Source organism: Micromonospora sp. NPDC049047, from assembly GCF_040649135.1.
Taxonomy (GTDB): domain Bacteria; phylum Actinomycetota; class Actinomycetes; order Mycobacteriales; family Micromonosporaceae; genus Micromonospora.
Genome location: NZ_JBEZEY010000009.1, coordinates 127,199 through 150,583, shown reverse-complemented (window position 1 = coordinate 150,583; position 23,385 = coordinate 127,199). Strand labels below are relative to the sequence as shown.

Below are 23,385 nucleotides of genomic sequence, written 5' to 3'. Positions count from 1 at the left end.
GGTTGACGGCGCTTTGGAGCTGAATCGCTTACGACATCGGCAGAAGACACCGGCCGGCGGCGACGGCGGGCGGCGACGGCTGGCGGCAGCGCGAGCACCGCCCGGCAGCGCGAGCACCGCCCGGCAGCGCGAGCACCAGGCGGCAGCGGCGGGCGGCAGGTGGCGGGCGGCGGCGTACGGATCGCGTACACCTCGAACCATGCAGCGAACGCGCCGATGCTGGCGATCAACGCCTGGCTCGGCTACCGCCCGAATGCAGCCCAATGGTCCTGCCTGACCGACCTGACCTGACCACGCACCGCCCCGCCCCGCCCCGCACCGCCCCGCACCGCCTCGCACCGCCTCGCACCGCCTCGCACCGCCTCGTCGATCATGGAGTTGTGGTGGGTGACGAAGCACTCCGCATCACGTAAATTCGGGCACCACTACTCCATGATCAACGAGGCTGGGCCGCGAGCACCTGGCGGGCCACCGCGTACGTGTCGGGGGCGAAGAGGACCAGGCGGGCCTCGGTGACTGCCGCGGGGGCGGCGGTGTTGAGCACCGCGAGGGCCTGGCCGACCGCGTCGTCGAACGGCCAGCCGTAGATTCCTGCGGAGATCAGCCGGAACGCCACTGTGGACGCACCCAACCCGTCGGCGACCCGCAGGCTGTTGGCGTAGCAGTCGCGCAGCAGCGCCGACCGGTCCTCGTCGGCCGACCAGACCGGCCCGACGGTGTGGATCACCCAGCGGGCCGGCACGTCGCCGGCAGCGGACCACGGACGACGGCGGGCGGCGGGGGACGCGCGGCGGGGGACGGGCGGCGGGGAACGGGCGGCGGGGAACGGGCGGCGGGCGGCGATTCGTTTGCCACATCAGGTCCAAGGGACGCCAACTGCACTGGTGCCCTCCGGACGTCGAGAACGGGCTGCGCGTCGACGCCTCTGCGACTCGACAGGGGCAGCAATAGACAGACCTGTCTGTTAGCCTGCTCGCAATCGGCACGAGCCGATTCGATATCCCGACGGAGGATCGATCGACATGCGTATCGCAGTTCTCGGCACCGGCTCGGTCGGTCGAACCATCGCCGCCCGCCTGGCGGAGTTGGGTCACCAGGTGACCATCGGCACCCGCGATGTCGCGGCCATCCGGGCCGGCGAACACGCCCACTGGGCGGCGCAGCACCCTGAGGTCGGCCTGGCGACCTTCGCCGACGCCGCGACCGGCGCCGAGCTGGTCGTCAACGCCACCAGCGGCACCGGGTCCCTGCCGGCGCTCACCGCGGCCGGCACGACGAACCTGGCCGGCAAGGTCCTGCTCGACATCGCCAACCCGCTCGACTTCAGCGCGGGCTTCCCGCCCACCCTGACGGTGCCCGACACCGACTCGCTTGCCGAACGGATCCAGCGGGAGTTCCCGCAGGCCAGAGTGGTCAAGTCGCTCAACACGATGACCGCCGAGCTGATGGTGCGCCCGCGCCAGCTCGCCGAGGGTGAGCACAGCGTCTTCGTCTCCGGCGACGACGCGGAGGCCAAGCGGATCGTCACCGGGCTGCTGGTCAGCTTCGGCCACACCGACGTGATCGACCTCGGTGACCTCTCCACCGCGCGGGGCACGGAGATGCTGATGCCGCTCTGGTTGCGGCTCTACGGCCGGCTCGGCACCGCCATCTTCAACATCAAGGTCGTCCGCTGACCGAGCGGAAACAGCCCGAAGGGGGCCTGCGCCGAGCGCAGACCCCCTTCGGGTACGCCGATCACGGCTCGAACTTGTAGCCCAGACCCCGGACGGTGACGATGAAGCGGGGCGCGGACGGCTCCGGCTCGATCTTGGAGCGCAGCCGCTTGACGTGCACGTCCAACGTCTTGGTGTCACCGACATAGTCGGCGCCCCAGACCCGGTCGATGAGCTGGCCGCGGGTGAGCACCCGGCCCGCGTTGCGCAACAGCAGTTCCAGCAATTCGAATTCCTTGAGCGGCAGCTGCACGGCCCCGCCCTCGACGGTCACCACGTGCCGCTCGATGTCCATCCGAACGGGTCCGGCGGCCAGCGTCGGCGCCCCCGTCTCGGCCACCTCCGGGCTCTGCCGGCGCAGCACCGCCCGGATCCGGGCGACAAGCTCGCGCGGCGAGTACGGCTTGGTGACGTAGTCGTCGGCGCCGATCTCCAGCCCGACCACCTTGTCGATCTCGCTGTCCCGTGCGGTGACCATGATGATCGGCACCGCCGAGCGCTGCCGCAGTTGTCGGCAGACCTCGGTCCCCGACATCTCGGGCAACATCAGGTCGAGCAGCACGATGTCGGCGCCGGTCCGGTCGAACTCGGTGAGGGCGTCGGTGCCGGTCGCCGCGACCGAGACCTCGAAGCCCTCCTTACGGAGCATGTACGACAAGGCGTCGGAGAACGACTCCTCGTCCTCGACCACCAGAACGCGGCTCAACGGGGATTTCCTTTCATTGCTGTCAGACCTGCCGTAGCCCAGCCGGACCGGACTCGATCCCAACCGGCGGCAGTGTCGCCAGCAGGTCGTCCGGTGGGCTGGCGGGCAGCCGGAGGGTGAACGTCGATCCACCACCAAGAGTGCTCGACACCTCGACCCGTCCGCCATGGTTGCTCGCGATGTGTTTCACGATCGCCAGGCCGAGTCCGGTGCCGCCGGTGGCACGCGAACGGGCCTGGTCGGCCCGGTAGAACCGCTCGAAGATCCGGTCCACGTCGGTGGGGGCTATGCCGATGCCCTGGTCGGCGACCGCGATCTCGACGTGCTCGTCGTCACCGCGGAGGGTGACCCGCACCGCGGTGTCCTCACCCGAGTAGTTGATGGCGTTCTCCACCAGATTCGCCACCGCCGTGGCGAGTTGCGAGTCGCTGCCGTACGCGGTGAGGCCGCGCTGCCCGTCCACTGTCACCTCGACACCACGGGCGGAAGCCGTGGTGCGGGTCCGGTCGACCACCTCGGCGATCACCCAGTCCAGCGCGACCGGCTCGGGTGGCGGTTGCGGTTCGGCGCCCTGCAACCGGGTCAGCTCCAGCAACTCCTGCACCAGCCGACCCAGCCGGGTCGACTCGTGTTGGATCCGCTCGGCGAACCGGCGCGCGGCCACCAGGTCCTCGGAGAGGTCGGGTGCCGCCGCGTCGGCCGGTTCGGTGGCGTCGAGCAACGCCTCGGCGAGCAGTTGAAGCGCGCCGATCGGGGTCTTCAACTCGTGACTCACATTGGCCACGAAGTCGCGTCGGACCCGGGTCAGCCGGTGCGATTCGGTCACGTCTACCGCTTCCACAGCGATGAAGCCGTTGCCGAGACCCATCGCCCGCAGGTGCACGCCGAGCGGGTTCTCCCCCGCGCTGTCGCGACCTCGGGGCAGGTCCAGCTCGATCTCGCGCCGCACCCCGGTGCGTCGCACCTGGCCGGCGAGGGTACGGATCAGCGGGTGCGCGGCGATGGAGCCGGGGGTGCTGCCGGTCCGGAGCAGCCCCATCGCGCGGGCGGCCGGATTGATCAGAACGGGGACGTCGTCGTTGTCCAGGACCACGACACCGGCCCGGAGCGAGTCGATCGTCCGGCGGCCGAGCCCCGCCTGCTGCTCGTCGGCTATCGCGGGCCTCCCCCTGCTCCAGCGGGAGCTGGCGCTCCCCGTCGACGTGGAACGAGCGTCCCGCCTGGGCAGGAACCGGGGCAGCAGGAGACCGGCGGCCAACCCGGCCACCAACGCCACGGCCACCACGACCGCCACCGTCCATTCCACCCGGCGATCGTAGGGTCATTGTTAACCTGGCTACCACACAGAACGGGACGAACCACCCGCACTTTCAGAAGTGTTCACCCCCGCGTCTGGCGTCGTTCACCGTGGTTCATCCGAGGTCCGCCCGCGCCCCATACCGTTGGCGTCGCACCTGCTCAACCCCCCTGCGCCGGCACCCGCCGGCGGCGACCGACCACAGGACGTGATGATGCGCGACGAGTTTCGGGCCGACCTCCAGATCGTCAGCCAACTGCTGGTGGACATGGCGGAGGGCGTCCGCGCCGCCATGCGCCAGGCCACCCGGGCCCTACTCACCGCCGACCGGGAGGCCGCCGAGACGGTCATCGAGCGGGACGGTGAGATCGACGACCTCTACCGACACGTCGAGGAGCGGGTCTGTGACCTGCTCGCCCGACAGGCGCCGGTCGCCTCCGACCTCCGGGCCATGATCACGGCGCTGCACGTGGCCGCTGATCTGGAGCGGATGGGCGACCTCGCCGACCACGTGGCGAAGACCGCGCTGCGCCGGCACCCCTCCCCCGCCGTCCCGGCCGAGCTGCGGACGGTCTTCACCGAGATGTCCGAGATCGCCGACCGGATGGCCGTGAAGATCGGCTCGGTGCTGGCGAAGCCCGACGTCGACCTGGCCGGCGAGCTGGACCGCGACGACGACGCCATGGACGAGCTGCACAAGAACCTGTTCGCGGTGCTGCTCGGCGACGACTGGCCGTACGGGGTGGAGACCGCGATCGACGCCACCCTGCTGGGCCGCTTCTACGAGCGCTTCGCCGACCACGCGGTGAACGCCGGCGAGCACGTGATCTACCTGATCACCGGGCAGAGCGCGCCCTCGGCGAGCTGATCCAGGCATGACGAAGGCCGCCGGTGTCCCCGGCGGCCTTCGTCGTCAGCTCAGCGGCCCTGGTTGGCGACCGCGGCGGCGGCTTCCTTCGCTGCCGTCGGGTCCAGGTAGGTGCCGCCCAGGGTGAGTGGGCGCAGCTGCGGGTCCAGGTCGTAGCGCAGCGGGATGCCGGTCGGGATGTTGAGCTTGGCGATCGCCTCGTCGGAGATCTGGTCGAGGTGCTTGACCAGGGCGCGCAGCGAGTTGCCGTGCGCCGCCACCAGCACCGTCCGGCCGGCCAGGATGTCCGGCACTATCGAGTCGTACCAGTAGGGCAGCATCCGCTCGACGACGTCCTTGAGGCACTCGGTACGCGGCATCAGCTCGGTCGGCAGTAGCGCGTAGCGGGGGTCACCCACCTGCGACCACTCGTCGTTGTCGTCGATCGGGGGCGGCGGGGTGTCGTACGAGCGGCGCCAGAGCATGAACTGCTCCTCGCCGTACTCATCAAGGGTCTGCTTCTTGTTCTTGCCCTGCAGGGCGCCGTAGTGCCGCTCGTTGAGCCGCCACGACCGGCGCACCGCGATCCAGTGCCGGTCGGCGGCGTTGAGCGCCAGCTCGGCGGTGCGGATCGCGCGCCGCATCACGCTGGTGTGCACGACATCCGGCAGCAGGCTGTGCTCGCGCAGCAGCTCGCCGCCGCGCCGCGCCTCGCCCTCGCCCTTCTCGGTCAGGTCGACGTCCACCCAGCCGGTGAAGAGGTTCTTGGCATTCCAGTCGCTCTCACCGTGTCGCAGCAGGACCAGCGTCCCGACGGTGGGCCCTTCGCTCGCAGTCATGCGGATCATCCTGCCTCAACCGCCGGGTGGACACGCGGGCACCCGTCGTGACGACCACCACGTGAAAATGCGGATGACCAGCGGCAGCGTCCGCCACTAGGGTTGTAAGGCGCGTTAGTCACATCGGTCATTACTTACAAGCGGGGCGCCATATGCGGACGATGCGGAGTTGGTTCCGGGACACCACCGGCGGCCTACCTACCACCTTCTGGTACCTCTGGTCCGGCACCCTGATCAACCGGCTCGGCTCGTTCGTCCTCGTCTTCCTCGCCATCTACCTCACCCAGGAACGCGGCTTCTCTGCCTCCCAGGCCGGCCTGGTGATCGGCCTCTGGGGCGTCGGCGGCGCGTTCGGCACCACCGCCGGTGGCACCCTCGCGGACCGGTGGGGTCGCCGGCCGACGCTGCTCACCGCCCACGTGGGTGCCGCGACGATGATGCTCGGCCTCGGCCTGGCCCGGGACCTCTGGGCGGTGGCGCTGGGCGCCCTGCTGCTCGGCATGTTCGCCGAGGCGGCCCGGCCCGCGTTCGGCGCGATGATGATCGACGTGGTGCCGGCGAAGGACCGACTGCGCGCCTTCTCACTCAACTACTGGGCCATCAACCTGGGCTTCGCGTGCGCCGCCGTCCTCGCCGGCCTCGCCGCGCAGGCGGACTACCTGCTGCTGTTCGTGGTGGACGCCGGCACCATGCTGATCACCGCGCTGATCATCTTCGTCAAGGTCCCGGAGACCGGGGGGAGCGCCGCGTCCGCCCCCGCCACGGCGGGAGTGTCGGGCGGCGCCCTGCGCACGATCCTCACCGACCGGGTCTACCTCGGCTTCGTGGCGCTCAACCTGTTCGCCGCACTGGTGTTCCTCCAGCACATCTCGATGCTGCCGATCGCCATGGGCGACAGCGGGCTGAGCCCTGCCACCTACGGCTCGGTCATCGCACTCAACGGCATCCTCATCGTGGTCGGCCAACTCTTCGTGCCCCGGCTGATCCGGGGGCGGAGTCGCTCGCACGTGCTGGCCCTGGCGTCAGTGGTGATGGGCCTCGGGTTCGGGCTTACCGCGTTCGCCGGCACCGCCTGGTTCTACGGGCTGACCGTGCTGATCTGGACGGTGGGCGAGATGCTCAACTCGCCGTCCAACTCCACGCTCATCGCCGAGCTCTCCCCGGCCGAGTTGCGCGGTCGCTACCAGGGCGTCTTCTCCCTGTCCTGGCAGATCGCCGGGGCCAGCGCGCCGATTCTCGGCGGTCTGGTGCGCGAGCACGCCGGCAACGACGCGCTCTGGTACGGCTGCGCCGCGCTCGGCGTCCTGACTGCCGTGGCCCACCTGGTGTCGGGGCCGGCCCGGGAGCGCCGCGCCGCCGCACTGCGCCACTCCGGCGCGACGCTGACACCTGTCGACACCAGCCGGACGTCGCAATCCGCCGAGGCGGTCGCCTGACCACTGGCGCCGGACGGTCCGAGTTTCTACGCTGCACTCGAAACAGTTAATAAACCAAACTGTATGGAGGATCGAGTGCACGCCCTGCGGCGCTGGTGGCACGACACCGCAGGCGGGCTCCCCGCCACCTTCTGGTACCTCTGGGCCGGCCTCCTGATCAACCGGGCCGGCGCGTTCGCCATGCTGTTCCTCTCGCTCTACCTCACCGACGTACGCGGAGCGAGCATCGGGCTGGCCGGCACAGTGGTCGGCGCGTACGGGGCCGGCGGAGCGGGCGGCGTACTGCTCGGTGGTGTCCTCGCCGACCGGTGGGGCCGCCGGAAGACGCTGCTCGCCGCGCACCTGAGCACGGCCGCCCTGATGGTGGCGCTCGCCTTCAGCCAGCACCTGCTCCTGATCGCGGTGCTCGCCGCGCTCGTCGGCGTGGTCCACTCGATGCCCAGTCCGGCGTTCGTCGCGGCCATCGTCGACGTGGTGCCCGCCGAACGTCGGTCGCGCGCGTTCAACCTCCAGTTCTGGGCGTTCAACCTGGGCATGGCGGTCGCCTCGCTGCTCGCCGGGGTGCTGGCCGAGGCGAGCTTCACCGCGCTGTTCCTCGTCGACGCCGGTGCCACCCTGACGGCAGCCGCCGTGATCGGCTGGAAGGTGCCGGAAACCCTACGGCTGGCCACCCCGCCGGCCGACGCCCCGCCGGCCACCCCCGCGTCGCTCCGGCCCCGTCGAGAGGGGCTGCACACCGCGCTCACCGACCGGACCTTCCTGGTCTTCGTCGGGCTCACCTTCGTGCTGGCCGTCCTCACCATGCAGACGTCGACGATCATGCCGCTGGCCATGCGCGCTGACGGTCTGGGTCCATCGGCGTACGGTCTGGTGGTCGCGCTCGGCGGCGCGCTGATCGTGACGGGGCAACTGTTCGTGCCGAGGCTGATCGACAGGCACCGCAAGGACGTCGTACTTGCCGCCTCCACCGCGCTGCTCGCGCTCGGCTTCGGGGTGCTCGTCGTCGCCGACGACCTGGCCGTCTACCTGGGTGCCGCGGCGGTCTGGACGATCGGTTCGATGCTCGCCGCCCCACCCAACGCCCAGATCAACGCCGACCTCGCACCGCCGCAGCTGCGCGCCCGGTACCAGGCGGTCTTCTACCTGACGTTCCCGGCTGCCGCGTTCGTCGCGCCCACCCTCGGCGGGGTGAGTCTGCAACACCTCGGCGACCGGCACTGGCTGCTGGTGGGTGGGCTGGGCCTGGCGGCGGCGGTCGGGCATCTGGTCGCCGGACCAGCCCGGGAACGGCATGTCGCCGCGCTGCGCCGGAAGCAGACGGCCTCCGCTGACCGGGCGCCGGTGGCCTGACCCCTGACACGGCAAAGCGCCCACCACGTCCCTGAGGTCGTAGTGGGCGCCCGCCGTGGGGCCGGCGGCGGCGGGCAACACTCACCCCCGTAAGCATCGCCCGCTCAGCCGCCGGTCCAAACAGGTGGGCACCGTCCCCCAACGGTTGATCCACCCGTCCCCTCGCGCCTCGCCTGGTGCGCGGATCTGATCGATCCGCCGCTCCCCCGAACGTTTCCAAGCGTGGCGCGGTGCAATAAAGTTAGTTCGCCCGGATTCTGGATTCAACCCAGAACGTCTGTCTCGCCGGTCACAACTGACGAGTATCCGTTTTTCGGGCCTCGATCTCTGGCAACAGCCGCGTACCCGTCAGGCATTCCCGCAAACACCTCAACCGTCCTCCCGATCGGGCGACTCGGTCCGGAAAAAGCTGCTCTGCCGCCCGTCGCGCAACTGTTCCTGGTAAATCAGGTTCAGCCGGCGCAGATCAAAGGTATAGAACCACTCATCCCAGGTGATCTCGCGAATTCGGCTACTTTCCCGGTAACCGGGGATGTTGAAGGTCAGAACGCCCGCCCGGCCGTCGCGCTCGGTGCCCGCGATGGTTGCCGGCCTGGCCCCACGCTCCTGGGCCCACCGTTTGATCACCTCGTGATTCGCGGTGATCAGACTTCGCCCGGGCCGCTCCGGCCGGTCCATGACCGACGAGATCACCTGCGAGCTACGGACCGACCGTCCGGTGCCTCGTCCGGTCCGGATCCCACCGGCCGACGTACTGCTGCTGGCCGACCGGGAGACCGTGCGCTTGGTCGGGGCCGCCCGCTTCGCCGCCGGCCGCGCCGGGGCCCGCTTCGCCGGCGCCTTACCCGCAGATGCGGTACGGGCCGTCGTCGACCTGCCCGCCGCTGTCGTCTTCTTGGCGGGAGCGGTCTTACCCGCCCTCGTCGACTTCCGCGCGGTGCTCGCCTTCTTCGCGGCAGTCGTCGCCTTCGCGGCGCTCGCCTTCTTCGCGGCGGTCGCCCTCTTCGCGGCGGTCGCCGTCTTCGCGGCGGTCGCCTTCTTCGCGGCAGTCGTCGCCTTCGCAGCGGTCGCCTTCTTCGCGGCGGTTGCCCTCTTCGCGGCAGTCGTCGTCCTCGCGGCGCTCGCCTTCTTCGCGGCGGCCCGCTTCGCGGGAGCGCTCTTGTTCGCCGGTGCGGCCTTCGCGCGACTCGGCGCGGCCCGCGACGCCGACTTCTTCGTGGCGGCGGCCCGACCGGCCGACGCTCTGGTGCCGGTGGCCCGACCTGTCGGGCCGGTGCTGCTGCGACCCGCGCCGGCCCGCATCGAGCGCACCAACTGTTTCACCAGGTCGGGCTTACGCAGCGCGGAGATCCCGGAAACCCCGCGTTTGCGCAGTTGTCCCCGGATGTCGTCCACCCGCATCCGGGAGATCTCCGACTCGGAGACTCCCGGGGTACCCGGTGTCTGGTTGCCGGCCTGTCGCTTCGTCCTGGTCGCAGTCGCGCCGCGACCTGAGCTGTTCCGCTGAGCCATGGGATGCTCCGCTCCTTGACACTCCGTCCTCGGCGCGCGGGGGTCCCTCGCCGCACCGCGCGGAGCGGCATACCCGTCAGGAGCGGTCCGAACCACGGCCAATCAGCCGTGTGGCGCGGGGAGCGGGCGCGAGGCGCGGTCAGGACTGGTCGGGGCCTGAGCCGGAGGGTTCGAAGAGATGGGCGAACGCGGCCAGGTTGGCGGTCGACTCGCCACGCTTGACCCGCCACTCGTACTCGCGGCGGATCGAACTTCCGAAGCCGATCTCCAGCATCGTGTCGAACGACTCGTCGGCGTACGTGAGCACGGAGCCGAGCAGCCGGTCCAACTCGTCGGCGTCCACGCCGGCCGGGTTGACCCGCCCGGTCAGGTACACGTCGCCGACGGCGTCGGTGGAGAAGGAGACGCCGTACATCCGGGCGTTGCGTTGCAACAGCCAGGCCCACAGCTCCTCGCGGCGCTCGTCCGGTTGGCGCATCACGAACGCCTCGACCCGCAGGGCGTGCTCGCCGATGATCAGGTTGCAGACCGTCTTGAGCTTGTGCGTGCCCGGCAGGGTCACCGCGTACGAGTCGGGGCCGGTCGACTCCCAGGCCAACTCCCGCTCCGCGCAGACCGACTCGATCAGGATGGCAAGATCACTCTTCGGGCTCACCGTGCCCACTCTACGACCGACCCGCCCGGCGCACCCGTCGACAGCGACGCCCGGCGGTCACCAGGAGCAGGAGAGCGCGGGGTCGGCCGCCAGGTCGGCCGCGAGTCGAGCGCGGTGAGCGGCGATCGCCTCGCCGTAGACGTCGAGCAGACCGGCGACCGTACGGTCCCAGGAGAAGTGCCGGGCGTGCTGCTCGGCCCCCCGGCCAAGTGCCGTCCGGAGGGCTCGGTCCGGCAGCAGCCAGCCCAGCGCCCGAGCCCAGTCGACCGGGTCGTGACCGTCTATCAGTACGCCGCTTACCTGATCCCGCACGGCGGTGACCAGCCCGCCGACGGCGGCGGCCAGCACCGGCGTACCGCTGGCCTGTGCCTCCAGGGCGACCAGCCCGAACGATTCGTTGTGGGACGGCACCGCGACCAGGTCGGCCGCCCGGTACAGGGCCGGCAGGTCGTCCCCGGTGAGCGGGGGCAGGAACCGCACCCCGTCGGTGACACCGAGCGTGGCGGCCAGCTCGATAAGCGCTGTGGGCCGGTCCAGCCCACTGCCGCTGGGTCCGCCGCAGATCACCACTGTCACCTGGTCGGCCAGCGCCGGGTCGCGTTCGCGCAGCGCGGCAATCGCGCGGATCAGCACGTCGGGGGCTTTGAGCGGCTGGATCCGGCCGACGAAGGCGACGACGTACCCGTTGGCCGGCAGCCCCAGCCGGCGGCGCGCCGCGCGGATGGCCGCGGCCCGGTTGCCCGGCGCGGGCCGGAACCGACGGAGGTCGACACCCGGCTGCACCACGCTCACCCGGCCCGGGTCGGCGTGGTAGCGGGTGAGGAGGTCGCTGGCCTCGACCCGGGTGTTGGCGACCAGCCGGTCCGCCTCGGCGACCACCTGTTCCTCGCCGATGACCCGCGCCTTGGGCTCCGGCCGGTCACCGGCCGCGAGTTGGGCGTTCTTGACCTTCGCCAGCGTGTGGGCGGTGTGGACCAGCGGCACCCCCCAACGCTCCTTGGCCAGCCAGCCGACCTGCCCGGAGAGCCAGTAGTGGGAGTGGATCAGGTCGTAGTGCCCGGGCGGGCGGGACGCCTCGGCGCGCAGCACCCCGGCGGTGAAGGCGCAGAGCTGGCCGGGCAGCTCTTCCTTGGTGAGGCCCTCCAGCGGGCCGGAGGTGATGTGCCGGACCTGCACGCCGGGCGCCATCTCGACGACCGGGGGCAGGTCGCCGGAGGTGGCCCGGGTGAAGATCTCCACCTCGACGTTGGCCTCGGCGAGTCGCCGGGCCACCTCGAGGATGTAGACGTTCATGCCACCGGCGTCGCCCGTGCCGGGCTGGTGCAGGGGTGAGGTGTGCACCGACAGGGTGGCGATGCGGCGCGGCCGGGGCCACGGTTGGGCACCTCGCTGACGCCCGACACCGGTGTGCATTTCCGCCACATCCGCTCCTTTGTCACGGTAGATGCCGTCCCGCACGACCGGCGCTTCTCGGTCAACCTGTACGCCAGGTGTCATCTTCCCCATCGGGCATCGGAAATTCCCCGGCGCGGCCCCCGGGGGTGACGGACCTCATCACCGCCCTCCGGACGACGGCCCGCCCCGCCCGGTCGGATCGGGCCCCACGGTCAGGGTGACAATGTCGGAATGACCTCTGTCGCCATCGTCACCGGAGCATCGAGCGGGATCGGCGCGGCCACCGCCCGCCGACTCGCCGCCGAGGGTTTCCACGTGCTCGCCGCCGCCCGCCGCGCCGAACGGCTCGCCGACCTGGTCGCCGAGATCACCTCCGCCGGCGGTCAGGCCACAGCGGTGACCTGCGACATCACCTCGGACGAGTCGGTGGCCGGGCTGGCCGAGGCCGCCGCCCGGGCACCGGGACCGGTCACCCTGCTTGTCAACAACGCCGGTGGAGCGCGCGGGCTGGACCCGGTGGAGTCCGGCTCGGTCGCCGACTGGCAGTGGATGTACGACGTCAACGTGCTCGGCACCCTGCGGGTCACCCAGGCGCTGCTGCCCGCGCTGGAGGCGTCCGGCGCCGGCACCATCGTGGTGGTCTCCTCCACCGCCGGTCTGACCGTGTACGAGGGCGGGGGCGGCTATACCGCCGCGAAGCACGCGCAGACCGCCATCGCCGGCACGCTGCGCCTGGAGCTGTGCGGCCGACCGCTGCGGGTGATCGAGATCGACCCGGGCATGGTGAAGACCGAGGAGTTCGGGCTGGTGCGCTTCGAGGGCGACGCGGAACGGGCGGCCGCCGTCTACGCCGGGGTGCCGGGGCCACTGGTCGCCGAGGACGTCGCCGACTGCATCGCCTGGTGCGCCACCCGTCCCGAGCACGTCAACATCGACCGGCTGGTGGTCCGGCCACGGGCACAGGCCGCCCAGCACAAGGTGCACCGAGTCTCCTGACATGAGCCCTGCGGCGCGACGGCGGCCGTTCGGCGTGGTCACCCGCGGCACGACGAACCCGAACCGGCTCCGCCGGGTGGACAACTGGATCGTCGCCACCTGCGCCGACCGGCTGCTGGCGGCGGACGACCCCCTGGTTGTCGACCTCGGCTACGGCGCCACCCCGGTGACCGCCGTGGAGTTGCGCGCTCGACTGGCGGCCGGGGTGCGTCCGGACGTACGGCTGGTCGGGTTGGAGATCGACGCCGCCCGGGTGGCCGCCGCGGCGCCGGCCGCCGACCCGCCCGGGCTGACGTTCGTCCGGGGTGGGTTCGAGTTGGCTGGACTCCGGCCGGTGCTGGTCCGCGCGTTCAACGTGCTGCGACAGTACGACGAGAGCGAGGTGGCCGGGGCCTGGCAGACGATGACCGCGGCGCTCGCCCCCGGCGGAGCACTGGTCGAGGGCACGTGTGACGAGTTGGGGCGGCTCGCCAGTTGGCTGCTGATCGACGCCGAGGGGCCCCGGACGCTGACCCTGGCCGCGAAGCTCACCACCCTGGGCAGCCCCGCCGAGTTGGCCGAGCGGCTGCCCAAGGCGCTGATCCACCGCAACGTTCCCGGCGAGCCGGTGCACGCGCTCATCCGCGCCCTGGACGACGCCTGGCAGGCCGCTGCCCCGTACGCCACCTTCGGCCCCCGCCAACGCTGGCTGCGCGCGGTGACCCGCCTGCGCGAAACCGGCTGGCCCGTCCTCGACCACCCCACCCGCTGGCGCCAAGGCGAACTAACCCTCCCCTGGCCCCTCCCCTAACCCCGCCCCAACCCGCCCCGCCCCGCCCCCGCCCCGCCCCGCCCCCCGCCCCGTCGATCATGGACTTGTGGTGGGTGTTTTAACCCCGGAAATCCCCTTTGCCCAGCACCACAACTCCATGATCGACGGGGGTGGGGGCGGGGCGGGGCGGGGGCGGGGTGGGGTGGGGTGGGGTGGGGTGGTTAGAGGGTGCAGTTGATTAGGACTGGTTCGGGGTGGAGGGTGACGCCGAAGCGGGCGTGGACCTGGTCGCGGATGTCGCGGGCGAGGGCCAGCAGGTCGGCGGTGCGGGCGGTGCCGCTGCGATTGGTAAGCGCCAGAGTGTGCTTGCTGGAGATGGCCACCCCGCCCGCGCCGGGGTGGCCCTTGGTGAAGCCGGCCTTGTCGATCAGCCAGGCGGCGCTCACCTTGACCAGACCGTCCGCCCCGGGCCAGGCGGGCGGGTCGCCCAGCTCGGCGCAGCGTTCCAGGAGTTGGTCGTAGGTGGCCCGGTCGAGCACCGGGTTGGTGAAGAACGAGCCGACCGAGCGAGTGTCCGGGTCGTTGGCGTCGAGCACCATCCCCTTGCCCGCACGCAGCCGCAGCACCGCCGCTCGGGCGTCCGCCAGCGGCACCTGGTCGCCCACCTCGACCCCGAGGGCCCTGGCCAGCTCGGCGTAGCGCACCGGCCCGGAGAGCGGAGACCGGGTGAGCCGGAAGTCGACCGAGAGCACCAGCCAGCGGTCCGCGTACTTGAAGATGCTGCCCCGGTAGGCGAAGCCGCAGTCGGCGGCCGGGATGACCTGGCGGGTGCCCTCGACCCGGTCGTACACCTCGACGCCGGTGATGGTCTCGGCGACCTCCTGGCCGTACGCGCCGACGTTCTGGATCGGGGTGGCGCCTGTCGAGCCGGGGATGCCGGAGAGGCACTCCAACCCAGCCCAGCCGTTGGCGACGGTCGCCGCGACCAGGTCGTCCCACGGTTCGCCGGCGTCGACCCGTACGGTGACCGAGGTGGGGTCTTCGGCGATGACGCGCACGCCACGGGAGCGCACCAGGACGACGGTGCCGGGGAACCCGGCGTCGCCGATCACCACGTTGCTGCCCCCGGCCAGGACCAGGACCGGCTCTGTCGCGGCCCGCACCGCGTGGACGAGTTCGTCGGCACTGCCGGCGGCCACGATCCGCTCGGCCGGCCCACCCGTTCGCAGGGTGGTGTGGCCGGCGAGTGGACCGGGGATGGCACGATCGGCGTCGGTTGTCGGCTGGGCGGAGGCGTCTGGCACGCCCTTCACCTTAGGCTGACAAGTAGCCGTGGCACCCACTGGTCGCCCGGCACCCCCGGGAGGATGGCGATGAGCAGACTGCAGGGCAGCAAGGATTTCTGGATCGGGGCGCTCCGGACGGAGGGCCCGGCTTTCGCGGCAGCTGTGGCCGAGGCGCCACCCGAGACACCGGTGCTGTCCTGTCCGGGCTGGACGGTCAACGACCTCACGCTGCACATGGCCGGCATCTACCACTGGGTGTCGTCGTTCGCCGGTTCCGGCCAGACCGGCAAACCGCCTCGACGGGAGAAGCTCGAGGCCGACTCGGGCGTGGACGCGCTCCAACTGTGGCGGCAGGGCTACGACCGGGTGATGACCGTCTTCGACGGGCTCGACCCGGAGGCGCCGGCGTGGAACTGGGCCCCGCAGCCGAAGAAGGCGGGCTTCTGGCCGCGTCGGATGGCGCACGAGACGGCTGTGCACCGCTGGGATGCCCAACTCGCCATCGCTGCCGGTGACCCGGTGGAGGCAAAGCTCGCGGCCGACGGGGTGAGCGAGGTGCTGGACACCTGGCTGCCCGCGGGTCGGCGGCAGGTGCCGGGTGACTGGCACGGTGTGGTGCAGCTCTGCGCGACGGACGCGGCCCAGGATTGGTATCTGCGGTTGCGCGGCGAGGGGGTGGCGCTGCTCGACACCGCGACCATCTTCGACCACGACGATCACCACGCCCGCGCCCAGGTCAGTGGCACCGCGAGCGACCTGCTGTTGGCGCTCTGGGGGCGGGTGAGCTTCGAGACGCTTGACGTCGCCGGCGACCGCATCCTGCTGGACGGCCTGCGCACCGGCTGACCGACCGGCCACGAACGAGGGCGTCACCCCTGCGGGGGTGGCGCCCTCGTCGATGTTGGGGCGTCCCCGCGTTACCGGGGCACGGCGACCGTTGATCACGGGAACGCAACGCTGAGAGAGCGCTCTCTTGACAGGTGGTCGGCCACCCACCAACCTGTCGGGAGAGCGCTCTCTGAGTCATTGCCAGCACCCCCACCCTCTGGAGAGAGGTCGAAACCCATGGCTGCCTTCCCGCGCCGCCGCCTCGCCGCGGTGGCCCTCGCCGCCGCCACCGCCGTGCTCGTCACCGCTGGCTGCGGCGGTGGCGATGAACCGGGCGACGGACCGATCACCCTTACCGTCGACGTCTTCGGCCAGTTCGGCTACGAGCAGCTCTATCAGGAGTACATGGCCGCGAACCCCGACGTGAAGATCGTTGAGCGCGGCACCGGCACCAACCTTGACGAGTACTCACCGAAGCTGACCCAGTGGCTCGCCGCCGGCCGGGGTGCCGGCGACGTGGTGGCCATCGAGGAGGGCCTGCTTGTCGAGTACAAGGCCAACCCCGGCAACTTCGTCAACCTGCTGGACCACGGCGCCGCCGACCTCAAGGGCAACTTCCTGGAGTGGAAGTGGAACGCCGGTCTGACCGCCGACGGCAAGCAGCTCATCGGCCTCGGCACCGACGTCGGCGGCATCGCCATGTGCTACCGCAAGGACCTCTTCCAGAAGGCCGGCCTGCCCACCGAGCGGGACGCGGTCTCCCAGCTCTGGCCGACCTGGCCGGACTACATCGCCACCGGCGAGAAGTTCGCCGCCGCCAAGACCGGCGCGTCCTTCCTCGACGCGGCCACAAACACCTTCAACACCATCCTGCTCCAGAACGCCGGCAACACCACCGGCTACAGCTACTACGACACCAGCGAGAAACTCGTCGTGGACAGCAACCCGGCGGTACGGCAGGCGTGGGACACCACGATGGACATCATCGACTCGGGCCTCTCCGGCAAGTACGGCTCCTGGTCCGAGGAGTGGGTGTCCGCCTTCAAGCAGTCGAAGTTCGCCACCATCGCCTGCCCCGCCTGGATGACCGGGGTCATCGAGCAGAACGCCGGCCCCACCGCCTCGGGCAAGTGGGACATCGCCCGGGTGCCCGGCAACGGCGGCAACTGGGGTGGGTCGCACCTCGCCGTGCCGAAGCAGAGCAAGCACCAGGCCGAGGCGATCGAGCTGGCAAAGTTCCTGACCAGCGCCAAGGGCCAGATCGGCGCGTTCAAGGCCAAGGGCCCGCTGCCCTCCTCGCCGCAGGCGCTCGACGACCCGGCGATCACCGGCGCGAAGAACGCGTACTTCTCCGAGGCGCCCGTCGGCTCGATCTTCGGCACCGGCGCGAAGAGCCTGAAGCCGGTCTACATGGGCCCGAAGAACCAGGCCGTCCGCACCGAGGTGGAGAACGCCGTACGGACCGTGGAGCTGGGTCAGCGTAACCCCGACCAGGGTTGGACGGACGCGGTGAACAACGCCAAGAAGGCCGCCGCCAAGTAGCCCGAGCGAGCGTGCGGGCGGGGCCTCGGCAGCCGGGGTCCCGCCCGCACGACGGAAAGGAGTTCTCGGGCATGACCGTCCAACTCGACGCCCGTCCACCGGTCCCGCCGGCAACCCGCAACAAACGCCAGCCCTCGGGTCGGCTCAGCCGGTTCGACACCCGCTTCTCGCCGTACCTCTACATCGCCCCGTTCTTCCTGATCTTCGGCGTCTTCGGGGCGTACCCGCTGGCGTACACCTTCTGGGTGTCGCTGCACGACTGGGACCTGCTCGGCACCGACCACCCGTTCGTCGGGGCGGAGAACTACACCCGACTGCTCGCCGACGCCGACTTCTGGCACGCGCTGGCCAACACGCTGGGCATCTTCGTGATCTCCACGGTGCCGCAACTGCTCGCCGCGCTCTGGCTGGCCAACCTCCTGAACCGGGGGCTGCGCGCCCGCACCGGCTGGCGGATGGCGGTGCTCGTCCCGAACGTCACCTCCACGGCCGCCGTGGCGATCGTCTTCGGGGTGCTCTTCGGCCGCGAGTTCGGGATGATCAACTGGTTGCTCGACCTGGTCGGGATGGACGCGATCGAGTGGAAGTCCAACCGGGTCGCCTCCTGGGTGGCGATCTCCGCCATGGTCGACTGGCGGTGGACCGGCTACAACGCGCTGATCCTGCTGGCCGCGATGCAGGCCATCCCCCGCGACCTGTACGAGGCGGCGGCAATCGACGGCGCCAGCCGGGCCCGGCAGTTCTGGAAGGTCACCGTGCCACTGCTCAAACCGACGATCATCTTCTGCGCCATCATCGCCACCATCGGTGGCCTGCAACTCTTCACCGAACCCCGAATGTTCAACTCCGGCACCAACCCGATCCGCGGCGGGCCGCTGCGCGAGTCGCAGACCCTGACCATGTACATGTTCGAGAACGCCTTCGCCCCGCACTACAACTTCGGGTACGGCTCGGCGGTTGCCTGGCTTCTCTTCGCGCTCATCGCGATCGTCGCAGCGGTGAACGTGCTGATCCTGCGCCGACTCGGCGGCGGAGAGCGCCGCAGCACCCGGAAGGAATCCACCCGATGAGCCGGCTCTGGCGGGCCACCCCGCTCACCTACCTGGCCCTGGTGTTCGCCGCCGCCCTGTCGATCTTCCCGATCTGGTGGATGTTCGTCGTCGCCAGTCGCAGCAACGACGCGATGGGCCAACTGCCACCTCCGGTCACCCCGGGCGGCAACCTGGGCGCGAACATCGCCCGACTGTTCGACAACACCGACGCGTACTTCCTGACCGGCCTGATCAACTCGGCGATCGTCGCGACGACGGTGACGGTCTCCGTGGTGTTCTTCTCCAGCCTGGCCGGGTTCGCCTTCGCCAAGCTGAGGTTCCGGGGCCGCAACGCCCTGCTGCTGCTGATCATCGCGACCATGATGGTGCCGACCCAGCTCGGCGTGATCCCGCTCTACCTGCTGATGAGCAGGCTGCACTGGAACGACAGGCTGCCCGCCGTGATCGTCCCGGTGCTGGTCACCGGGTTCGGGGTGTTCATGATGCGGCAGTACGCCGGCCAGGCCATCAGCGACGAACTGATCGAGGCCGCCCGGATGGACGGCTGTGGCACCGCCCGGATCTGGTGGCACGTCGTGCTGCCCGCCCTGCGTCCGGCCGCCGCAGTCCTCGGACTGCTCACCTTCATGACCACCTGGAACGACTTCCTCTGGCCGTACGCTGTGTTGAACGATCCGGCGAATCCGACGGTGCAGTTGTCCCTACGCGCACTGTCGGACGGGTATTACCAGGACATGTCGCAGGTGTTCACCGGGACGGCAATCGCGACACTGCCCCTGCTACTGGTCTTCGTGTTGTTCGGCCGGCAGATCATCGGCGGGATCATGGAAGGTGCGGTCAAGGCGTGAACGAGATCCGGTTTCCCGAGCACTTCCTCTGGGGGGCGGCCACCGCCGCGTACCAGATCGAGGGTGCGGCCCGCGACGACGGTCGCGGTCCGTCCATCTGGGACACCTTCAGCCGTACGCCAGGCAAGGTGTACCAGGGCCACACCGGCGACGTCGCCTGCGACCACTATCACAGGTACGCCGACGACGTGGCGCTGATGGCCGAGCTGGGCCTGCGGACGTACCGGTTCTCGGTCGCCTGGCCGCGGATCCAGCCCGACGGCACCGGCCCGGCCAATCCCCGTGGGCTGGACTTCTACGACCGGCTCACGGACACGCTGCTGGCTCGGGGCATCGACCCGATCGTCACCCTCTACCACTGGGACCTGCCGCAGTCCCTCGGTGACCGGGGCGGCTGGACCAACAGGGACACCGCCGAGCACTTCGCCACCTACGCCACAGCGGTGTACGCCCGCCTCGGCGACCGGATCGACGTGTGGACCACGCTCAACGAGCCGTGGTGCTCGGCCTACCTCGGTTACGGCAACGGGGTGCACGCGCCGGGTGAGCAGGATCCGGCGGCGGCCTTCACCGCCGTACACCATCTGCTGTTGGGGCACGGCCTGGCGGCGCGGGCGTTGCGGGCGGCCGGCGCGCGCAGCGTGGGCGTCACTGTCAACCCGGCCGACGTGCGCCCGGCCGACCCGCAGAGCGCTGCCGACGCCGCGGCGGTCCGCCTGGTCGACGGCCTGCACAACCGGATCTTCCTCGACCCGCTGCTGGCCGGCGGCTACCCGGACGACGTCCGCGAGCACGTGGCCCGGATCGTCGAGCCGACGTTCATCCGCGACGGCGACGAGAAGCTGATCGCCGCGCCGATCGACCTGCTCGGCATCAACTACTACGCCCCTACCTACGTGGCCGGTCGACCCGACGGCGCCGGCAACGGCGCCTATCCGGGCACCGAGGGCGCTGTGCACTTCCTGCCACCGGCCGGGCCGCTTACCGACATGGGTTGGATGATCGAGCCGGCCGGGCTCACCCGGTTGCTGGAGCGGATCGCGGCCGACTACCCCGGCGTGCCGCTGCTGATCACCGAGAACGGTGCGGCGTTCCCCGACAAACCCGGCGCCGACTCGCCCGACGGTCCGGCGCAGGTGATCGACAGCGATCGCATCGCCTACCTCGACGGGCACCTCCGCGCGGCGCACGAAGCGATCTCCCGGGGCGTCGACCTGCGCGGTTATCTCGTATGGTCATTACTTGACAACTTCGAGTGGGCGGAGGGCTACCGCAAGCGGTTCGGGATCGTGCACGTCGACTACCTGACCCAGCGGCGCACACCGAAGGCCAGCGCCCGGTGGTACCAGGAGGTGATCTCCCGGAACGGGCTGTGACGAGCGGGGGGGAAGGCGCGATGACGACGGCGCAGCGGCCGACGCTCGAGGCGGTGGCAGCGCGGGCCGGGGTGTCCCGCGCCACAGTGTCCCGGGTGGTCAACGGCTCCACCACCGTCGCCGAACCGATCCGCGAGGCGGTCACCCGGGCGGTCGCCGAGTTGGGGTACGTCCCCAACCTGGCCGCCCGCAGTCTGGTCACCCAACGCACCGACTCGATCGCCCTGGTCATGCCGGAGGCGGCCACCCGGGTCTTCTCCGACGACCAGGTCTTCCCCGGCATCATCCGGGGCGTCAGCCAGGAGTTGGAGGCGGCCGACAAGCAACTGGTGCTGATGCTCGCCGGCTCACCGGCCGGGCACCATCGGGTCGAGCGGTACACCACCGGCAGGCACGTCGACGGCGTGCTCTTCGCGTCACTGCACGGTGCCGACCCGCTGCCCGGCACGCTCGCCCGACTCGGCATCCCGGTGGTGGTCAGCGGCCGGCCACTCGGCGACGTGCCCGTCCCGTACGTCGACGTCGACCACGTGGCCGGTGTGACAGCAGCCGTCCGATACATGATCGACAGCGGTCGTCGGCGGATCGCGACGATCGCCGGGCCGCAGGACATGGTCGCCGGGATCGAGCGGCTCAGCGGTTACCGCAGCACGGTCGCCGACGCGGGGCTGCCCGAGCTGATCGCCATCGGTGACTTCACCCGGGAATCCGGGTCGGCGGCGATGCGCCGCCTGCTCACCGAACATCCCGACCTCGACGGTGTCTTCGCCGCCTCCGACCTGATGGCGCACGCCGCCCTGCGGACCCTGCGCGAGGCCGGTCGACGGGTGCCGGACGACGTGGCGGTGGTCGGCTTCGACGACATCGAGACCGCCGCGTACACCGAGCCGCCGCTGACCACCGTCCGGCAGCCGATCGTGGAACTCGGCCGCCGGATGACCCGCCAACTGCTCCGGCTGGCCGCCGGGGAGACCATCGAGCAGGCGGTCATGCTCCCCACCGAGCTGATCCGTCGCGCCTCCGCCTGACGCGCGTCGCCGCCCGGTACCGGCGGGCACGGCAGGATCCGCGCCACTTCAGGGAAATAGGCCCCTCAGGACGCCCCGAGGCGACTGTTTCCTTGAAGTTGTCGCCTCCGGCCGAGGTGGGTCGCGACGTTATTGCGTCGCCCGGGTCTGCGAACGTGGTTAGCCTCGCGGCATGCCGGAACCTGTCGCGCTGCTGCACGTCGCCGCCCTCTCCGACGTCGCCGAGTACGCCTACGCGGCCACCGTCGAGCCGCCCGCGCGGCTGGTCTTCACCGCCGGCGCGTGCCCGCTGGACGACGAGGGGCCTACTGTCGTGCCAGGCGACCACGATCCGCCCAGCACCCTGCTCGGGGTGGCAGTGCTCGGCTACACCGACCAGCTCGTCGAGGTCGAGGCCGTCGCCGCCGTACGGACGGGGGCCTGACATGCGGATCCGTACGGCGCGGCCGGACGACGCCCCGGGAGTGGTGGCGCTGCGGACGCTTGTCTACCCGTACCTGGTGCGCGGTGTCGAGTCGACCCGCAAGATGATCGCCGAACCGCCACCCGAGGAGGGCTGGACCGCCTTCGTCGCCGAAGTAGACGCCCAACTGGTCGGGTGGGTGTCGGCGCAGCGTGCCGGCTGGACCTCCACACCGGACTTCGGTGAACTGAACCTGCTGCACGTGCACCCGGAGCACCGGCGACGCGGCATCGGCACCGCCCTGCTGACCGCCGCCACCGACCACCTCCGCCCACTGGGGATCCGCCGCGTTCGCGGCACGGCACTGCCGGACGGGCTGCCGTTCGCGCGCCGGCACGGCTACGAGCCAAGCCGCGAGCTGCGATATTCGGCGCTCGACCTCAACCTGGTGCCCACGCTGCCCGACGCGCCCCCGGGCGTACGGCTGCTCCCGATCGCCGACCTGGACCCACACCTGCTGTACACGGCGGACATCGCTTCGGCTGCCGACGAGCCCGGCGACGTGCCGGTCGACGCGATCAGTTACGAGAGCTGGCGGTACGACGTCTGGGACAACGTCGGGTTGGACAAGACGGCCAGCACCGTCGTCGAGATCGACGGCGAGATCGTCGCGTTCAGTCTGGTGAAGCGGGACGGTGACCGGATGTGGTCGGATTTCACCGGCACCATTGCGGCGTACCGGGGACGCGGGCTGGCCCGACTGGCCAAGACGGCGGCGCTGCACCGGGCCGCCGCCAACGGTGTGCGCGTCGCGTACACCTCGAACGACGAGGCGAACGCACCGATGCTGGCGATCAACGCCCGGCTCGGCTACCGCCCGGTGGCATCCCAGTGGACCTGCCTGGCGGAGCTGGCCTGACAGGGGGCCGCAGCCTCAGCCGCTGTCGCGATCGAGGTACGGGCCGAGCAGTTCGCGACCGAGGCTGGTCGCCTCGTCCAGCGCGAGCCCTCCCTCGATCATTCGACTGAGGGCGTAGACGATCGACTGCACCAGCTCGGCCACCCGGACCGGGTCCGAGGAGCCGTGGTCGGTGAGCGCGGCGCGCAGCGGGGCTTCCAGCCGGTCGTGCATGAGTCGGCTGGAGCTGGCGAGCGTCTCGCTGCTGCCGGCTGACGCGAGCGCGCGGGCCAGGGCGTGGTCGCCTCGGGCAACCAGTTGTAGGTTGGAGTCCACGTACGCCTGGATCTTCTGTCCGGGCGTGCCGGCCGCGTCCATGCGCTTCTCGACGTAGGCCGACCAGCGGGGAAACGTCTCGGTGACGAGGGCGTCGAACATGTCGGCGCGGGACTTGAAGTACGAGTAGACGCTGGACCGGGCGAGACCTGCGTGCTGGGCGACCTCGGCCAGACCAGGGATCTGCTCGGGGTGTTCCGACAGCAGTGCGCGGGCCGCGTCGAGCAGCGCGGCACGTTGGGCTGCCCGGTGCTCGGCGACGGTCGCGGCCTGGATCTTCGGCACGCCG

At 70.8% G+C, this 23,385-nt stretch carries 23 protein-coding genes and 1 pseudogene; 15 read left to right on the top strand and 9 right to left on the bottom strand.

Going from position 1 to position 23,385, the window contains the following annotated elements; genetic code table 11:
- Window positions 1-153 precede the first annotated feature (153 nt).
- Window positions 154-291, top strand: a pseudogene (locus tag AB0B86_RS16865) (GNAT family N-acetyltransferase); the annotation flags it as partial.
- 145 nt (window positions 292-436) lie between these two features.
- On the opposite strand, the gene AB0B86_RS16860 reads toward AB0B86_RS16865, so the two are convergent.
- On the bottom strand, window positions 437-742 hold the full coding sequence (locus AB0B86_RS16860; RefSeq protein WP_357406713.1) for a macro domain-containing protein: 306 nt from the start codon (window positions 740-742) through the stop codon (window positions 437-439).
- A 280-nt stretch (window positions 743-1,022) separates the two neighbouring features.
- On the opposite strand from AB0B86_RS16860, the gene AB0B86_RS16855 reads away from it, so the two are divergent.
- Entirely contained in the window at window positions 1,023-1,676 is a 654-nt protein-coding gene (locus AB0B86_RS16855) for an NAD(P)-binding domain-containing protein (protein WP_357418498.1), read from the top strand.
- Window positions 1,677-1,737: 61 nt separating this feature from the next.
- Here AB0B86_RS16855 and AB0B86_RS16850 read toward each other — a convergent pair whose 3' ends face one another.
- The gene (locus AB0B86_RS16850) at window positions 1,738-2,421 is read right to left on the bottom strand and encodes a response regulator transcription factor (protein WP_357406717.1); all 684 of its coding nucleotides are present in this window, start codon (window positions 2,419-2,421) and stop codon (window positions 1,738-1,740) included.
- A gap of 22 nt (window positions 2,422-2,443) precedes the next feature.
- Complete coding sequence (locus AB0B86_RS16845; RefSeq protein WP_357406719.1) at window positions 2,444-3,727, bottom strand: ATP-binding protein; 1,284 nt, start codon at window positions 3,725-3,727, stop codon at window positions 2,444-2,446.
- A gap of 205 nt (window positions 3,728-3,932) precedes the next feature.
- Between AB0B86_RS16845 and phoU the strand changes: the two genes are divergently transcribed.
- Complete coding sequence (gene phoU / locus AB0B86_RS16840; protein WP_357406721.1) at window positions 3,933-4,586, top strand: phosphate signaling complex protein PhoU; 654 nt, start codon at window positions 3,933-3,935, stop codon at window positions 4,584-4,586.
- A 50-nt stretch (window positions 4,587-4,636) separates the two neighbouring features.
- On the opposite strand, the gene AB0B86_RS16835 is transcribed toward phoU, so the two are convergent.
- The gene (locus AB0B86_RS16835) at window positions 4,637-5,404 is read right to left on the bottom strand and encodes a phosphoglyceromutase (protein ID WP_110563229.1); all 768 of its coding nucleotides are present in this window, start codon (window positions 5,402-5,404) and stop codon (window positions 4,637-4,639) included.
- A 152-nt stretch (window positions 5,405-5,556) separates the two neighbouring features.
- Between AB0B86_RS16835 and AB0B86_RS16830 the strand changes: the two genes are divergently transcribed.
- Both AB0B86_RS16830 and AB0B86_RS16825 read left to right on the top strand, forming a co-directional pair.
- The gene (locus AB0B86_RS16830) at window positions 5,557-6,840 is read left to right on the top strand and encodes an MFS transporter (protein WP_357406723.1); all 1,284 of its coding nucleotides are present in this window, start codon (window positions 5,557-5,559) and stop codon (window positions 6,838-6,840) included.
- Window positions 6,841-6,915: 75 nt separating this feature from the next.
- Entirely contained in the window at window positions 6,916-8,190 is a 1,275-nt protein-coding gene (locus tag AB0B86_RS16825) for an MFS transporter (RefSeq protein WP_357406775.1), read from the top strand.
- 369 nt (window positions 8,191-8,559) lie between these two features.
- Here AB0B86_RS16825 and AB0B86_RS16820 read toward each other — a convergent pair whose 3' ends face one another.
- The 3 genes from AB0B86_RS16820 to mshA form a co-directional block, all read right to left on the bottom strand.
- Window positions 8,560-9,591, bottom strand: a complete 1,032-nt coding sequence (locus AB0B86_RS16820; protein ID WP_357418605.1) for a hypothetical protein — start codon at window positions 9,589-9,591, stop codon at window positions 8,560-8,562.
- 250 nt (window positions 9,592-9,841) lie between these two features.
- Window positions 9,842-10,357: a YbjN domain-containing protein gene (locus tag AB0B86_RS16815; RefSeq protein ID WP_357418495.1), complete on the bottom strand. Its 516-nt coding sequence runs from the start codon at window positions 10,355-10,357 to the stop codon at window positions 9,842-9,844.
- Window positions 10,358-10,414: 57 nt separating this feature from the next.
- On the bottom strand, window positions 10,415-11,779 hold the full coding sequence (mshA, locus tag AB0B86_RS16810; RefSeq protein WP_357406727.1) for a D-inositol-3-phosphate glycosyltransferase: 1,365 nt from the start codon (window positions 11,777-11,779) through the stop codon (window positions 10,415-10,417).
- 204 nt (window positions 11,780-11,983) lie between these two features.
- Here mshA and AB0B86_RS16805 point away from each other — a divergent pair, with 204 nt between their 5' ends.
- Window positions 11,984-12,748, top strand: coding sequence for an SDR family oxidoreductase (locus AB0B86_RS16805; RefSeq protein ID WP_357406729.1), 765 nt, complete (start codon window positions 11,984-11,986; stop codon window positions 12,746-12,748).
- Between the two features lies 1 nt (window position 12,749).
- Window positions 12,750-13,538 (top strand): class I SAM-dependent methyltransferase, encoded by a 789-nt coding sequence (locus AB0B86_RS16800; RefSeq protein ID WP_357418493.1) that lies wholly within the window; start codon window positions 12,750-12,752, stop codon window positions 13,536-13,538.
- A gap of 182 nt (window positions 13,539-13,720) precedes the next feature.
- On the opposite strand, the gene AB0B86_RS16795 is transcribed toward AB0B86_RS16800, so the two are convergent.
- Window positions 13,721-14,803, bottom strand: a complete 1,083-nt coding sequence (locus tag AB0B86_RS16795) for a UDP-N-acetylmuramate dehydrogenase (protein ID WP_357406733.1) — start codon at window positions 14,801-14,803, stop codon at window positions 13,721-13,723.
- Window positions 14,804-14,872: 69 nt separating this feature from the next.
- Here AB0B86_RS16795 and AB0B86_RS16790 point away from each other — a divergent pair, with 69 nt between their 5' ends.
- The 8 genes from AB0B86_RS16790 (at window position 14,873) to AB0B86_RS16755 (ending at window position 22,781) form a co-directional block, all read left to right on the top strand.
- Window positions 14,873-15,631 (top strand): maleylpyruvate isomerase family mycothiol-dependent enzyme, encoded by a 759-nt coding sequence (locus AB0B86_RS16790; protein WP_357406735.1) that lies wholly within the window; start codon window positions 14,873-14,875, stop codon window positions 15,629-15,631.
- 219 nt (window positions 15,632-15,850) lie between these two features.
- Entirely contained in the window at window positions 15,851-17,155 is a 1,305-nt protein-coding gene (locus AB0B86_RS16785) for an extracellular solute-binding protein (protein WP_357406737.1), read from the top strand.
- A 71-nt stretch (window positions 17,156-17,226) separates the two neighbouring features.
- Window positions 17,227-18,225, top strand: coding sequence for a sugar ABC transporter permease (locus tag AB0B86_RS16780; protein ID WP_357406739.1), 999 nt, complete (start codon window positions 17,227-17,229; stop codon window positions 18,223-18,225).
- Window positions 18,222-19,055: a carbohydrate ABC transporter permease gene (locus tag AB0B86_RS16775; RefSeq protein WP_357406741.1), complete on the top strand. Its 834-nt coding sequence runs from the start codon at window positions 18,222-18,224 to the stop codon at window positions 19,053-19,055. The genes AB0B86_RS16780 and AB0B86_RS16775 overlap by 4 nt, the downstream gene beginning before the upstream one ends.
- Window positions 19,052-20,431, top strand: coding sequence for a GH1 family beta-glucosidase (locus AB0B86_RS16770; RefSeq protein WP_357406743.1), 1,380 nt, complete (start codon window positions 19,052-19,054; stop codon window positions 20,429-20,431). The genes AB0B86_RS16775 and AB0B86_RS16770 overlap by 4 nt, the downstream gene beginning before the upstream one ends.
- Window positions 20,432-20,451: 20 nt before the next feature.
- On the top strand, window positions 20,452-21,459 hold the full coding sequence (locus AB0B86_RS16765) for a LacI family DNA-binding transcriptional regulator (RefSeq protein ID WP_357406745.1): 1,008 nt from the start codon (window positions 20,452-20,454) through the stop codon (window positions 21,457-21,459).
- 172 nt (window positions 21,460-21,631) lie between these two features.
- Window positions 21,632-21,883: a hypothetical protein gene (locus AB0B86_RS16760; protein WP_357406747.1), complete on the top strand. Its 252-nt coding sequence runs from the start codon at window positions 21,632-21,634 to the stop codon at window positions 21,881-21,883.
- Window position 21,884: 1 nt separating this feature from the next.
- Window positions 21,885-22,781 (top strand): GNAT family N-acetyltransferase, encoded by an 897-nt coding sequence (locus tag AB0B86_RS16755; protein WP_357418490.1) that lies wholly within the window; start codon window positions 21,885-21,887, stop codon window positions 22,779-22,781.
- Between the two features lie 15 nt (window positions 22,782-22,796).
- Here AB0B86_RS16755 and AB0B86_RS16750 read toward each other — a convergent pair whose 3' ends face one another.
- Complete coding sequence (locus AB0B86_RS16750; RefSeq protein ID WP_357406751.1) at window positions 22,797-23,381, bottom strand: TetR/AcrR family transcriptional regulator; 585 nt, start codon at window positions 23,379-23,381, stop codon at window positions 22,797-22,799.
- Window positions 23,382-23,385: the final 4 nt, after the last annotated feature.

Excerpts from the sequence above, each read along its gene's own strand:
- AB0B86_RS16760 (WP_357406747.1), top strand. The coding sequence starts at position 21,632 with ATGCCGGAACCTGTCGCGCTGCTGCACGTCGCCGCCCTCTCCGACGTC.
- AB0B86_RS16830 (WP_357406723.1), top strand. The coding sequence starts at position 5,557 with ATGCGGACGATGCGGAGTTGGTTCCGGGACACCACCGGCGGCCTACCT.
- AB0B86_RS16800 (WP_357418493.1), top strand. The coding sequence starts at position 12,750 with ATGAGCCCTGCGGCGCGACGGCGGCCGTTCGGCGTGGTCACCCGCGGC.
- AB0B86_RS16805 (WP_357406729.1), top strand. The coding sequence starts at position 11,984 with ATGACCTCTGTCGCCATCGTCACCGGAGCATCGAGCGGGATCGGCGCG.
- AB0B86_RS16775 (WP_357406741.1), top strand. The coding sequence starts at position 18,222 with ATGAGCCGGCTCTGGCGGGCCACCCCGCTCACCTACCTGGCCCTGGTG.
- AB0B86_RS16855 (WP_357418498.1), top strand. The coding sequence starts at position 1,023 with ATGCGTATCGCAGTTCTCGGCACCGGCTCGGTCGGTCGAACCATCGCC.
- phoU (WP_357406721.1), top strand. The coding sequence starts at position 3,933 with ATGCGCGACGAGTTTCGGGCCGACCTCCAGATCGTCAGCCAACTGCTG.
- AB0B86_RS16755 (WP_357418490.1), top strand. The coding sequence starts at position 21,885 with ATGCGGATCCGTACGGCGCGGCCGGACGACGCCCCGGGAGTGGTGGCG.
- AB0B86_RS16835 (WP_110563229.1), bottom strand. The coding sequence starts at position 5,404 with ATGACTGCGAGCGAAGGGCCCACCGTCGGGACGCTGGTCCTGCTGCGA.
- AB0B86_RS16785 (WP_357406737.1), top strand. The coding sequence starts at position 15,851 with ATGGCTGCCTTCCCGCGCCGCCGCCTCGCCGCGGTGGCCCTCGCCGCC.
- AB0B86_RS16790 (WP_357406735.1), top strand. The coding sequence starts at position 14,873 with ATGAGCAGACTGCAGGGCAGCAAGGATTTCTGGATCGGGGCGCTCCGG.
- AB0B86_RS16765 (WP_357406745.1), top strand. The coding sequence starts at position 20,452 with ATGACGACGGCGCAGCGGCCGACGCTCGAGGCGGTGGCAGCGCGGGCC.
- AB0B86_RS16820 (WP_357418605.1), bottom strand. The coding sequence starts at position 9,591 with ATGCGGGTGGACGACATCCGGGGACAACTGCGCAAACGCGGGGTTTCC.
- AB0B86_RS16780 (WP_357406739.1), top strand. The coding sequence starts at position 17,227 with ATGACCGTCCAACTCGACGCCCGTCCACCGGTCCCGCCGGCAACCCGC.